At 59.4% G+C, this 13474-nt stretch carries 10 protein-coding genes and 1 tRNA gene; 8 read left to right on the forward strand and 3 right to left on the reverse strand.

Features of this window, described 5'->3' with window-relative positions; all coding sequences use genetic code 11:
- Positions 1-28 precede the first annotated feature (28 nt).
- A tRNA-Asp gene (locus M5G18_RS26250) sits at positions 29-105 on the forward strand.
- 145 nt (positions 106-250) lie between these two features.
- On the opposite strand, the gene M5G18_RS26255 is transcribed toward M5G18_RS26250, so the two are convergent.
- Together M5G18_RS26255 and M5G18_RS26260 are read right to left on the reverse strand one after the other, a co-directional pair.
- On the reverse strand, positions 251-1417 hold the full coding sequence (locus tag M5G18_RS26255) for a catalase family protein (RefSeq protein ID WP_273926204.1): 1167 nt from the start codon (positions 1415-1417) through the stop codon (positions 251-253).
- Positions 1414-3222 carry a di-heme-cytochrome C peroxidase gene (locus M5G18_RS26260; protein WP_273926206.1) on the reverse strand — a complete coding sequence of 603 codons (1809 nt, stop codon included), beginning with the start codon at positions 3220-3222 and terminating at the stop codon, positions 1414-1416. Before M5G18_RS26260 ends, M5G18_RS26255 begins: the two co-directional genes overlap by 4 nt.
- A gap of 270 nt (positions 3223-3492) precedes the next feature.
- Here M5G18_RS26260 and M5G18_RS26265 point away from each other — a divergent pair, with 270 nt between their 5' ends.
- The 7 genes from M5G18_RS26265 to M5G18_RS26295 all read left to right on the forward strand — a co-directional run bounded on the left by M5G18_RS26265 (position 3493) and on the right by M5G18_RS26295 (position 11542).
- Positions 3493-4209: a BamJ family beta-barrel-assembly machinery protein gene (locus tag M5G18_RS26265; RefSeq protein ID WP_007950433.1), complete on the forward strand. Its 717-nt coding sequence runs from the start codon at positions 3493-3495 to the stop codon at positions 4207-4209.
- A gap of 294 nt (positions 4210-4503) precedes the next feature.
- A complete protein-coding gene (locus tag M5G18_RS26270; RefSeq protein ID WP_007950434.1) occupies positions 4504-4959 on the forward strand; it encodes a YkvA family protein in 456 nt (151 codons plus the stop codon).
- Positions 4960-5073: 114 nt separating this feature from the next.
- Positions 5074-5415, forward strand: a complete 342-nt coding sequence (locus tag M5G18_RS26275; RefSeq protein WP_007950435.1) for a helix-turn-helix domain-containing protein — start codon at positions 5074-5076, stop codon at positions 5413-5415.
- Positions 5412-5783, forward strand: a complete 372-nt coding sequence (locus M5G18_RS26280; protein ID WP_003223109.1) for a hypothetical protein — start codon at positions 5412-5414, stop codon at positions 5781-5783. Before M5G18_RS26275 ends, M5G18_RS26280 begins: the two co-directional genes overlap by 4 nt.
- Positions 5784-6191 carry an SEL1-like repeat protein gene (locus tag M5G18_RS26285; protein WP_273900390.1) on the forward strand — a complete coding sequence of 136 codons (408 nt, stop codon included), beginning with the start codon at positions 5784-5786 and terminating at the stop codon, positions 6189-6191. It abuts the gene before it with no gap.
- A 225-nt stretch (positions 6192-6416) separates the two neighbouring features.
- A complete protein-coding gene (locus M5G18_RS26290; RefSeq protein WP_273926209.1) occupies positions 6417-11186 on the forward strand; it encodes an RHS repeat-associated core domain-containing protein in 4770 nt (1589 codons plus the stop codon).
- The gene (locus M5G18_RS26295) at positions 11183-11542 is read left to right on the forward strand and encodes a hypothetical protein (protein ID WP_273900395.1); all 360 of its coding nucleotides are present in this window, start codon (positions 11183-11185) and stop codon (positions 11540-11542) included. The genes M5G18_RS26290 and M5G18_RS26295 overlap by 4 nt, the downstream gene beginning before the upstream one ends.
- Positions 11543-11574: 32 nt before the next feature.
- Here M5G18_RS26295 and M5G18_RS26300 read toward each other — a convergent pair whose 3' ends face one another.
- Positions 11575-13365: a bifunctional diguanylate cyclase/phosphodiesterase gene (locus M5G18_RS26300; protein WP_273900394.1), complete on the reverse strand. Its 1791-nt coding sequence runs from the start codon at positions 13363-13365 to the stop codon at positions 11575-11577.
- Positions 13366-13474: the final 109 nt, after the last annotated feature.

Genomic DNA, 13474 nt, shown 5'->3' on the forward strand with positions numbered 1-13474 from the left:
CACCCACCATTCGTTTCAAGCGTTTCGCGCAGCGGTAGTTCAGTCGGTTAGAATACCGGCCTGTCACGCCGGGGGTCGCGGGTTCGAGTCCCGTCCGCTGCGCCATATTCGGTAATCTGGAACACTGAACGCCAGATCACCACAGAAAGCCCGCCTTGTGCGGGCTTTTTGCTGTCCGGGATTTGGCTTTTGCCGGGCCTAAACATGAGAAAGCGACCGTTGACGGTCGCTTTTTTCGTTTCTGGCGCTGCTATTGCGCCGAGTTGCGGTTGTGCCGGTAATCGCTGACCGCTTCATACACCGCTTTACGCAACCGGTTGATCCCGCCAATCGGGCGATGAGCGTCGATGCCGAACCAGGGATTGAACGACAGGTTGTCGCATTGCAGGTTCAGCGCCGGGGTGTCGAAGTCCTGCGGGGGCAGGGTGATCCTCGCCACTGTCTGGAATGGGCTGTCCTGCTCGCGCCATTCGATACTGGTGTCTTCGATCGGCATGTACTTGTTCGCGTCCTGCCGCTGGATCTGTAACACGAAACACGCCGGAATCCGGTCGGTCGACAGCTGTTGATTCAATGCATTGCGCAGGAAGTTCGGCAGATCCTGGTTCTGTTTCGGCAAGGTATAAGCCGGGCAGCGCTCCGGATCCGGCATCACCCGGAATTTGGCATTGGCCTCGCCGAACTTGTAGGGGGATACCGAGAAATAGGTCGTGCGGGTCGGGCTCTCCGGCGGTGGCGATAGGGTCGCCAATGCAATGAACAGATGTCGGATCTGCCAGTTACGCGGATCCCACCCCGGAAAAAACGCCATGACCTTCTTGCCGTCAGCCTGCGCCGCCACATTCTGACGGTACTCGGCGACATCGCTGACAAAGAAGTTCGGGTGACTGAACATCACGAAATCCTGCTCGTGCAGCCCCTGACGGTCGGCCAGCAAAGATTTGCCCGGCACATCGAGCAATTTGAGCGCCATGCCCCGGGCATCGCGGATGCTGTCGAATTGCGGATAGGCGTTGCCGTTGGACAGGCGCATTGTCGCTTTCCACAGCTTGCCCGGTTCGCTGAAGACGCCCTGGCGCAATTCCTGAGCCAGATCCGGCATCACCTGAACATCGGCCTTCACGCAGCCATGGGCCTTGGCATGCGCGTCGCGCAGGTAGCGGGTGCTTTCGCGGTGCTGATCGACGATGCGCACGGCGGTCTGAATCACGTCCTGGGTCATGGCGGCTTCGCCGTCCGGAGTCTGCTCCAGCGCCGACACCGGACCACGGTGCTGCCAGGCGAACCACGCGGTGGTCAGGGCCCAGCCGATCAGACCGATCACCAGCAGAATCAGCAGGGTTTTGCCCAGTAACCGTCCCAGCCAGTGCCAGAAACGCGCCAGCATCGAAGGTCTTTTGAAGGAATTGAAGATCATGGCAATTGTGCCTCCAGCGGGCCGCCCAGCACTTTCAGGTATTCGAGCAGCGCCCAGCGCTCTTCTGGCTGCAGCAGTCGGCCGATGACGCCGTTGCCGCGTTCGCCGGCGCGGAATTCGTGGCCGCTGTTGTGGTTGCCGGTGATGCGGGTGTCGAACAGGAAACCGTTGGTGAAGGCTTCGGTGCGGTAGCCCAGATGGCGCGGGTCGTATTCGAAGGTGCCTTTATAGAAGGTGGTGGCGCGCTCGTCCTGAGGTGACAGCAACTGATAAAGGCTCGGCACCGAGCCGTTGTGCAGGAACGGGGCCGTGGCCCATACGCCGGCAAGCGGACGCGCCTTGTAGGCGACTTTTTCGCGAACGCCGATCGGCAGACCGAAGCCGTCGAGCTGTGGTTTCTCGGCAGCGGTGACGCCCGCTTCACGGTACGCACGGTTTTCCACGAAGGCGGTGACGTAAGCCAGCCCCTTGGCCACTGACAGCTGGCTGAGATCCAGCGGTTCCTTGGGCTTGGGGTGCAACTTCACGTCCATTTGTTCAAGCTCCGCCGGGTTCCATTGCAGGGCGGTCAGGTCGAAACGGTGATTGGCAATGTTGTTGGCGGCATTCGGATCGGTGCCGATGACGTCCACCGGGAGCATGTGCAGATGTTGCACCCAACGCTCGCCGTCCTGGGTCTGGCGCGGTACGTGGCACCCGGCGCAATTCTCGGCGAACAGGGCTCGCCCCTTGGCTGCCAACGGTTTGTCGATCACGCCGAGCACCTCTTCAGGCCATGCCGGCGATCGCAGTTTTTGCAGGGTTTCTTCGATCTTGTGCAGATCACGCACACGTACGCTGGAGGCATAGCGCTCATCGCCCTGCAACGGCTGGCCGTTGGCGTCGAAGAAATTCAGAGTGGCGCCGACGCCCAAAGCCTCGCCGATATTGCGCGCCATCGGTTGTTGCGCCGAACCGTTCCACTGCACCCAGTCGAATGTCCACATGTCCCAAAGCTGCGGGTAATCCACCGGGGCGTTGGCCACGCGGTAATTGCTTGGGGAGATCGCATCGCCGAAGGTCGCGTTGGCGATACGCCCGAATGCATCGGTTCGGCCAGGGCCTTCTTCGGTGGGGTAGAGGCCGCGATGGGTGTCGTTCCAGGCCACTTTGATGAAGGTGTTGAGTGAGCTTTTGAAGTCTTTGCGCAGTTGTTCGTGGCGTGCGTCGTAGTCGTTGCCCAGCACGTGGCGGGCGAAGCGCTCGAATTTCCACGGGTTGTAGTAAGTCGAGGTGAGACTGGCGACCAATGCCTGTCCGAAACTGCCGCCGCGCAATGTAGGAACGCTGGAGGGCAACACATGCTGGGCCGAGCCGCCGTCGATGCGTATTGCCTGGCCATTGAAGTGCAGTTCACCGGTGTGGCAGGCCGCACACGTGATGTCGAGATATTGCTCGGAGCTGCCGGGATTCTGGTGCCGGGCGAAACCTACCGGCAGATTGCCTGGGTTGTCCGGCGTGGCTTTTTGCTGCGGATCGATCAGAAAGCCGAAGCGCGCGAGGTATTCCGGGGAGGCAAAGCGTTGCTGCGAAAACGGCAGCTCCAGCGCCTGAAACCATTCGTAACGAAGGCCTTTGACCTGCGTTCCCTGCGGAGTGAAGTAGTAGGTCTGGCGCTCTTGCTCAGTCCACTGGTTCAGGTAATGCACCTGTTTTGCGGGCGCGGGGAAGGGCAATCTCGGATTGGCGACATAGTAAAGAACCACCGCCAGAACCAGTCCCAGCAGCACCACGATCAGCGTCAACACACGGTATAAGAGGCGCAAGATGAACATCCTTGTCGAGTTGTTGCGCTGTTATGCCTGAGCCAAGCCATGTGCGGCAAGTGGCCATTACGCCAAGTGTTGTGGGAAGCGGCATCAATCGCTGTCGGCGAAAGATGACAGAAGCTTCATCGTGCCTTTCGCCAAATGCTTTTTAATCCCTGAACTTATCGGAAGATTCCTGCTCTCATGCCGGTAGCCATTGGTCGTGGCGGCCTGATAAGCTCGCGGCTTTACTCGATTGCCCTTTCGGCGCATGAACAAGGAAATAGCATGAAACAGCATCGGTTGGCGGCGGCGGTTGCCCTGGTTAGCCTGGTACTCGCGGGTTGTGACTCGCAGACCAGCGTAGAGCTGAAAACCCCGGCGCAAAAAGCTTCCTACGGTATCGGCCTGAACATGGGCAAGAGCCTTGCTCAGGAAGGCATGGATGATCTGGACTCCAAAGCGGTAGCCCAGGGCATCGAAGATGCCGTCGGCAAGAAAGAACAGAAGCTGAAAGATGAAGAACTGGTCGAAGCTTTCGCCGCGCTGCAAAAGCGTGCCGAAGAGCGCATGGCCAAGATGAGCGAAGAGTCGGCAGCCGCCGGCAAGAAATTCCTCGAAGAAAACGGCAAGAAAGCTGGCGTGACCACCACCGCTTCCGGTCTGCAGTACGAAGTGGTCAAGAAAGCCGACGGCCCACAGCCTAAGCCTACCGACGTCGTGACCGTTCACTACACCGGCAAGCTGACTAACGGCACCGTATTCGACAGCTCCGTCGAGCGCGGCAGCCCGATCGATCTGCCGGTCAGCGGTGTGATCCCGGGTTGGGTCGAAGGCCTGCAACTGATGCACGTTGGCGAGAAGTACAAGCTGTACATCCCTAGCGATCTGGCTTACGGCGCGCAATCGCCAAGCCCGGCAATCCCGGCCAACTCGGTTCTGGTTTTCGACCTGGAACTGCTGGCCATCAAGGATCCAGCCAAAGAAGACGCCGCCGCCAAGTAATCTGCGCCGGTTTCAACAACAACGCCTCGCTTATGCGGGGCGTTGTTGCATCTGGACGATGGTCGGCGTAAACAGACCGAACCGACGCCGGTCATGGCAGTCCTAGACTTTAAGGTTGCCCGCGCTAGACGCCCGGAGCCGCCAAGTCAATGAAATATTGGGTTTTTTTATGTGAGTAAAAAACGCCCGATCTGAGCGCAGCCCTTATGAAACGGGGCTCTCAGCGCTGAAATGCAGCTCTGTTCACAAGGTTATCCACAATTTGTGTGGATAACATTTCAACGGGAGAAATAAATGAAAGCGCCGTGGAATTTCGCCCGATTCCTGCCTTTGGCCGGACGCTTGCTGGCTCGAGGCCGCTTGCCGACTTTGTTGTTCGCCGTGGCCAGCAAAGGCGCCGCCCAAGGCAATCGCCTCGGCAAACTGAAGGACGATCTGCGTCTGTTACAGGCACTGTGTCTGGCGTACTGGCGCGGCGAGTACCGTGCGATCAGCGCCAAGGCGATCGTTTCGGTAGTGGCCGGTCTGATGTACTTCCTCAGCCCGGTGGATGCGATCCCGGATTTCATTCCCATGTTCGGCATGCTCGATGACATCGCCGTCCTCGCCTGGCTGATGAAAACCCTCGACGATGAACTGAATGCCTTCCGCCTGTGGCGTCAGCGTCAGGCGCCGGAAAAGCTCAGAGTGGTCGAGCGTTTGCCCGATACGCCCGAACAACTTCAGCTTCAGGGGCCGAAAAAGTCCTGAATCACGACAGCCTCTTACACAGATAGATACCCCCCACGACCTTGGCCGCTGTTAGGATTACACTTCTAGGGAAAAGTGCCGACTCGCTAAGTGTTGTTGTCCTACGGGGTAGTCATGGATATTCAGATAATTGCACGCGATGGCGAACCCGAATATGCGGTTCTGCCATGGGCTCAGTATCAGGCTCTACTGAAAGCAGCAGGCATCAACGAAGCACCGTCGCAACCGGCTCCAGCGCCACTTGCGGCAACCCCGGACCCGATTCTTCCAGGTCTGGATCAGTTACGCAGTTTGCGCGAAGGGAAGGGCATCGCCATCGAGGCGCTGGCCCGCACGGTAGGCATCAGCCCGTCTTACCTGGCCATGATTGAAAGTGGCGAGCGTCTGCCCGACGCCGCGATTCGCCGCAGCCTGGCCTGGGAGTTGACGGTGCCAGGGTGGAGGGAACAATCGTGAGCGTACGCATCAGTCGTCAACATTGGGACGGATTGCTGGGGGAGCTGGATCAGGCGCGCAGGCAGCGCCATCTTTTGACTTATCGAGCCTTGCTTGAACGCCTGCAACTGCCCACGCCGGCCATGCAGACATTGACCGCTGCACTGGAGCATCTCGCCGCACTGGACGCGAAAGCCGAACAACCGTTGCGCAGCTCGCTGGTGATCAGCCAGGGTGCAAGCCGCCTGCCACGCACCGGTTTCTTTGAATGTGTCGAGCGTCTGGGGCGTTTTTCCGGGCCGTCCGACGGTGTCGCCGCCGCCTCCTGGCATGCCTCGGAAGTGGTGCGGGTCTTTGAGTACGAGTACCCGGAATCGGCGGAGGCCTGAGTGTTTTTACGACTCAAGGCGCGGGCAAGTTACTGGCTGGCCCGTAGGCTGTTTCACTGGTCGTGGTTTGTCCGTCAGCCCCGCGGCTGGCGCTGGCTCGAAGGACAGTTTGCGCGCATGGCCAATTTGGGCGATGTCGGCGCGCAAAGCTTTTACGGGCACATCCTGACGTTTCGCGGGGTTGGCCTGGGCGCACGTGAAGAAGGTGTGCGCTTGTTGCGACTGGCGGCGCTGGCCGGGGATGGCAAGGCGGCGTATCAAGTCGGTGTCATCAGTCTTGCAGGTACGCCGAGCAAAGCGCCAGATCCTTCGGAGGCCGCTCGCTGGTGGACCATGGCCGCGAAGGCCGGGCATCCGTTGGCCGAACTCAAGTTGAAAGAGCTGGCCGGCCGAGACTCCTCTCAATAAGCAAGTCATCTGTTCCGTGAACGGGGCGCGAGGGAAACCTCCCGCCCCGTTTTTGCGTCTGCAATTCGATAAAAATCAGTTACAGACTTGTCCTACATCCTCTGCCTACTTACCTGACTTCTTTTCTGATTGATCCCCCGCAAAGTCCCTCGCCTGATTTTTGCGCGAGGGAACGCACATGTTTGACCCGGTTTTTCGTTTCGCCATGCGCATGGAAATGCGCTGATGGATGCCGTCACCCGCATCGAGCAAGAACTCGACAGCTTTCCCCGCACCCTTGATCTCTATCGCGAACAGCTCAAGCACTGGCTCAGTCGCTCGGCAGACAGCGTCAGTCATGCGGCCGACCTGCCGTCGCTGATGGGGATGGAGCGGATCATCCGTTTCGGCGAGCACAGCACGGCGGTTGCGATTGACGACGGCCGTTTTACTTCTGCGGTCGTGCAATGCCCGGAATCCGGGCCGATGGAGATCGAGAGCAAGTTCGAGTCGGCGTACGACATCCCGTTGGGCGACATCGTTGTCGATGTGGTGGCGGTGGAGGGCGGTGCAGTCAAGTCGGTCACCCTCGATGCTCAGGGCAAAGGGGAGTTCACCGGCGAGGCGGGCAAGTTCTACCGGGTGGTGGTGCACGGCGGCGCCAGCGAGAAGCAGGTTGATGCGCTGTTCGAGTCCTACGATGGCCTGACTCGGCAGCTGGATGGCTGGCTGCGCAGCGAGTGGCAGGGTTTCAAGCCGCAGTGGTCGCAGTCGGTGGCCACAGCAGCCGGGAACGGCATGCTGGCCGGGAGCTGGGCGGCGATCGAGGGGGTGTGGGACAGCATCGGGTTGTTGTCGGAGATTCTCCAGGAACCCGGAAAGTTTTCCGGGCGGTTGGGCAGTGGCGCCGCGCAGCTGATCGCGCTGGCAGAAACAGCGCCTGAAATGATGGAGAAGCTTCAGTTATTGGTCAGTGACGAGGCGGCGCTGTGCCTGTTGTTGCGTACTGCCAGCCTCTGGCTGGAGATGCTGCCACCCAATGAAATTGCCGGGAAAACCGCCGAGGCGGTCTCGATGGTTGTGGTGCACCTGCTGATCGATGTGTTGATCGGCGTTGTGCTGACCTTTGTCGGCGCCGGGGCGGGGATTGCGTATCTGACCTTGCGGCTGGCGGAGCGTGGCGCTCAGTTGCTGTCGGCGGTGGCGCGACTGGTGAAGGCGATGTTCGGCATCGTCAGCACCTTCATCGGCTACGTGAACCAGTACAAAGCCGTCGCCGCACGGGGAATCGCCGCCGGGGTGAAAAAGGGCCGTATGCAATTGCGCTGGGATGCCCGGCGTAATGCTTCCCTGAAAAAAGACGAGCCCCATGACGACACGCCGGATCAGGCAAAGAACCCCAACGGCGACAGCGCCGATTGTGCGCCGCTGACCTGCACCAATGGGTGTCCGGTGTCGATGGTCACTGGCGAAGAATTGTTGACGCTGACTGACGGTGTGCTTGATGGACTGCTGCCGTTCGAATTCAGTCGGTTGTACCGCACCAGTGCGGCCGAGATTGATGTTGGATTGGGGTTTGGCTGGAGTCATTCGCTGGCGCATCGGCTGGAGGTTGATGGCGATGGCGTGGTCTGGGTTGACCATGAGAACCGGCGCACGCGGTTTCCGTTGCCGAGCGTTGAGCGGCCGGCGATTCACAACAGTTTGTCGCGGGCGGCGATCTTTCTCGGGGATGAGCCGGAGGAGTTGATTGTTGCGCTGGCGGGGGACGCGGCGCGGTTTTATCACTTTCGGGCTGGGCGTCTGACTGCTGTCAGCGATGCCTACGGTAACCGGTTACGTATTACGCGGGATCGTCTGGATCGCGTTGAGCGCCTCGACAACGGCGCTGGTCGTTCCTTGTTGCTGCGCTACGAGCGGGCGCATCTGGTCGCGGTCGATTATCAGGTTTGGCGCGATGCGGCCTGGCGCACCGAGCAGACGCTGGTCAGCTACCGCTTTGATGCTCGCCATCGATTGATCGAGGCATCCAACGCGGTCGGCGAGACGGAGCGTTACGACTACGACGACCAGCACGTCATCCTGCAACGGCAGTTGGCCGGCGGTGCGAGCTTCTTCTGGGAGTGGGAGCGTACCGGCAAGGCGGCGCGCTGTGTGCGGCACTGGGCGTCGTTTTCGCAGATGGATACGCGTTATGCCTGGGACGACGCCGGCTCTGTTCGGGTGCAGTACGTCGACGGTCGCGAAGAGGTTTATGTCCACGACGACACGGCGCGACTGGTGCGTCAGGTGTCGGCGGACGGTGGCGAACAGCTCAAGGCCTACGATTCGGCGGGCCGGCTGGTCGCCGAGCAGGATGCGCTGGGGGCGGTTACCGAGTACCGCTATGACGACGCCGGTCGGCTGATCGCGCTGATTCCGCCGGACGATGCGCCGACGTCCTACGAGTACCGCAATGGTTTCCTGCACAGCCGTTCGCGTGGCGATGCGGTGTGGACGTACCGGCGTAATTCGCAGGGGGATATCACCGAGGCGGTCGATCCCGACGGCCATGTCACCCACTACCACCGCGATGCACAGGGGCGGTTGCTGTCGATCCGTTATCCGGATTCGGGCCGGCATGTGTTCGTGTGGAACGACCTCGGGCAACTGGTCGAAGAAAGCCTGCCGGACGGTGGGGTTCGCAAGTTTTCCTACGACGCTTTGGGGCGGCGGATTACTGCGCAAGATGAACACGGTGCGGTCACTCGCCAGGCGTGGGACGCCGTTGGCCGGCTGATCCAAACAACGCTGCCTACCGGGGCCACACGGGCATTCAGTTACAGCGCCTACGGCCAGATTACCGCCGAGCGCGATGAACTGGGGCGGATCACCCGCTACGAATATGACGACGATCTGCACCTGGTCAGTCGCCGAATCAATCCCGACGGCACGCGACTGCAATACCGCTACGACCATGCGCAGCTGCTGCTCACGGAAATCGAGAACGAGTCCGGCGAAAAGTACCTTCTGGACTACACGCCGACCGGATTGATCCGACAGGAAACCGGCTTCGATGGCCGGCGCACCGCCTACGCCTACGACCACAACGGCCACCTGCTGGAAAAGACCGAGTTCGGCGATGACGGCTCGACGCTGGTCACTGCTTACCAACGCGATAATGCTGGGCGTCTGCTGCTCAAGACCCTGCCCGACGGGGTCGAAGTCAGCTACCGCTATGACCGTTTAGGCCGTTTGGTCGGCGTCGATGACGGCCAGGATCACCCGCTGGCCTTCGAATACGACCTGCAGGACCGGCTGGTGCGCGAGCACCAGGGCTGGGGCACCTTGCGTTACACCTACGATGCCTGCGGCCAGCTCACTCGCATGCGTCTGCCGGACAACAGCAAGCTCGACTACCACTACGCCAAGGGCGGCGCGCTGACCGCGATCGACCTCAACGGCGCCTTGCTCACCCGTCACGTCTACCAGAACGGCCGCGAACAGCAACGCCAGCAAGGCCTGCTGCTCAGCGAATACGCCTACGACGAACAGGGCCGGTTAAGCGCCCACGCCGTAGGCCATCAGCGCAACTCGCTGTACCGCCGCGACTTTGCCTACAGCGCCAACGGCAACCTCGAACACATCGCCGACACCCGCCACGGCCAGCGCAGCTATACGTACGACGCCCTCGACCGGCTGATCCGCGTACGCCACACCCGCGACGATGTGCCGGAAAACTTCGCTCACGACCCGGCCGGCAACTTGCTGATGCAGGACCGCCCCGGCCCGACACAGATCAAAGGCAACCGCCTGCAGATGCAGGGCGACCGCCACTACGACTACGACGCCTTCGGCAACCTGATCCGCGAACGCCGCGGCCGCGCGCAACAACTGGTCACCGAATACCGCTACGACAGCCAGCACCGCCTGATCGGCCTGACCCGCCCGGATGGCAAAACCGCCACCTACCAATACGACGCCTTCGGCCGGCGCATCCGCAAAATCGTCGACGGCCAGACCACCGATTTCTTCTGGCAAGGCGACCACCTGATCGCCGAAAGCAGCCAGGAACAACACCGCAGCTTTATCTACGAACCCGGCACCTTTCGCCCGCTGGCAATGCTCGACGGCAAAGGCCCGAAACGCGCCTGCCCGTTCTACTACCAACTCGACCACCTCGGCACCCCGCAGGAGTTGACCGACTACAGCGGCGACATCGTCTGGTCCGCCAAATACAGCGCCTACGGCAAGGTCACCTCGCTGGAGCTGGCGACCGAGGACTACCTGAACCAGCCGCTGCGCTTTCAGGGGCAGTACTTCGATGACGAAAGCGGGCTGCATTACAACCGGCACCGGTATTACGACCCGGACGTTGGACGCTATCTGACGCCAGATCCGGTGAAACTGGCGGGTGGGCTGAACCAGTACCGGTATGTGCCGAATCCGACGGGGTGGGTGGATCCGTTGGGGTTGACGTCCAATTGTCCGCTGCCGAATAAGCCGGGTTGTTCGGTGCCGGATGGGGTGGGTGGTTCGGTTGTTGATGAGGGCGAGCCGCAGCTGCCGCGCATGACAGCGCAGGAACGGCGGGCGAAGATTGATGAGTTGGCAGAGGCGAATGCTTATCGGCGTTTGGATGAAATGGAGAAAGCTACGCGAGACGCACACTCCTTAGAGAAACATGGCAAACAGACCACACTGGCTTCTCAGCAGGAACGTTCGATGACGGGTAGAAATCCAACAACTGGAGTCATCGAGGTTTACACCAACGGGAGACGAGCAGGTCAGCCAAAAATACCCAGTGCTGCCACTCATTTTTTTAGCTATCGAGACCAATTGAACGCGATACATCGTGCTCAGCTTATTTTCAGGCGAAATGGGCAAATGGCGTCTAAGGAACCGATGAATATGGGCAAGGTAGTTGGTGAAGGGTACAAAAGAGGTGGAGTAATTTACGGACAGCAAACACATGCGGTAGTCATCCTTGATAGAGCAGGTATGCCGATAACCTCTTATACGGAATTTATGGAATGAAACGTAAGCCTGAATATTTTGTTTTGCGTGGTCTTCTTTTTCTGTTTGATATAGAAAACACTCATGATGATGCACGTGAAAAGATCATTGTTTCAAAGAATGTTAATGACAAGAAGGAGCTTGCTGAGCTGTTTGATATTCTTATGAAGCCTGAGTTTCTTTCTTACACTTTTTATGAGCGCGAGTGGTGTATTGATACGCTGAAGCACTACTTGGAAGCTGGTGACAGCTTTGATGCCGTATTCACAAAAATCACAACCTATTTTGATGACGATGTAGAGGATCAACGTCAGTTTATGCAGGTTTTGTTAAGTTGCTTGTTGAGGTATCACATCGATGACTCAACAGAGAGTTAAGGATGGCAAAGGGAATGGCCGTACTTTGACAGTCAGCGTTGGCCAATAACTTGCGGTTTATCAAGGTCAGGAGCCGTAAGACTATCAATCAAATGCACGCTATACCCCGGAACATTCTTCGCATGATGCTTCGCCTGCGAAGCCATCTCCGCCAACTGACTCGCATCCAGTTGCGCACACGCTTCAGGATGCAAATGCACCACGCCAATGGACAGTGACAGCAGCGGAAACTCCTGACGAATCCCTTGGCGATTCGGCGCAACAAAACACCCAGCTTCAAGATGCTCAGGACGGTAGAAACGCCGGCATTGGCTCTGGAAGTCATCAAGCAATTGGTTCAGCCGTTTGCGCCAATCCTCCGGGCCGAGCACCAACAGAAAATCGTCACCACCGATGTGGCCAACGAAATCGCGGGACGGGTCGACGCGTTCGTTGAGGCATTGCGCCAGACACAGCAACACCTCATCCCCACGCCCATACCCATAGATATCGTTAAACGGCTTGAAGCTGTCGATGTCGACATAACAAATGACCGACTCGCGCCCCTGTTGCAGCAGGCGAGTCAAACATTGCTGAATCGGCACATTCCCCGGCAGCAAGGTCAGCGGATTGGCATAGCGAGCCTGCTGGATCTTCAGTTCGGTAATCAGTTTGAGCACGTCAATCACGCGGCCCAGGCCCAGGTAGCTGCCGTTGAGGGTGATGATGAAGTCCTCTTCGATACGTTGCCGGGCGCGGCTGGTGATCAGGCGGCTGACCTGTTGCAGCGACTGGCTCATTTCGACGGCGAGGAAGTCGTCGTTCATCAGACGGCTGATCGGTTTGCGGGCGAACAGGTCAGTGGCAAAGGGTTTGAGCAGCGCATCGGATAGCGAGTGACGATGAACGATGCCGCAGGGCTGACCCTGTTCGTCGAGCACCGCCAGCGAGTTCAGGTTGGCCTGACGGCGGAAGGCTTCCAGTACGGTAGCGGTCGGTGTGTCGCGATTCACGGCCGGTTGATCGTTGAGCAGGGCGCTGAGATCGCTGCCTTCATCGTTCAGTGCAACGGCGCTGCTGTCGTGCTTGGGCATCAGGGCGCGGGCATCGCGCGGCGGGTGTTCCTGAGGGCGGCCGAGCAGGTAGCCCTGCACCAGATCGACACCCATCTCGGTCAGCACTGCCAGTTCTTCTGGCAATTCGATGCCTTCGGCAATCACCTGCGCCCTTGAGGCCTTGGCGATTTGCAGGATCGATCCCACAAACTCGCGCTTCAACGCATCCTGATGAATGCCGTCGATAAAGTGCCGGTCGATTTTCACATAATCCGGCCGCAACTCCGACCACAAGCGCAGGCTCGAATAACCGGCCCCAAGATCATCGAGGGCAATTGAAAATCCCATGGCCCGATAGTGATGCAGTGCTGTTTGCAGCAACTGGAAATCATCGATCGGCGTCTGTTCGGTGAGTTCGATCACCACCTGGCTCGGCGGAATACCAAAATCCTGCAGCAGCTGCAGCGTTCGCCCCGGCTGGTGCGCGGCTTCGAGCAAGGATTCCGGAGAGACGTTGAGAAACAACTTGCCCGGCAATTGCTGTTCGTTGAAACGACGACAGGCGCTTTGCCGGCAGGCGATTTCCAGTTCGCTCAAGCGCCCCGCCTGGCGGGCCACGGCGAACAGGGCGATGGGGGAGTGCAGCGGGCTGTTGGACGGGCCGCGGGTCAGGGCTTCATAGCCGAGAATGCGCCGTTCGGAGAGGCAAATGATCGGCTGGAACAGGCTGTGTAAACCGCTTTGAGTCAGGATCGAGCTCAAGGCACTCAGCTGTTCGGTCGTGGTCATGGCAATCTCTGGCGATAAAAAAAGGACTGGGAGCGTTCTCGATCAAGAGAACAGCTCCCAGTCCTTTATTGCACGACAGAATGATGACTGTTTGATGACGATCCGGGGA

Origin of the sequence: Pseudomonas aphyarum, from assembly GCF_028657055.1 — a bacterium.
GTDB lineage: Bacteria > Pseudomonadota > Gammaproteobacteria > Pseudomonadales > Pseudomonadaceae > Aquipseudomonas > Aquipseudomonas aphyarum.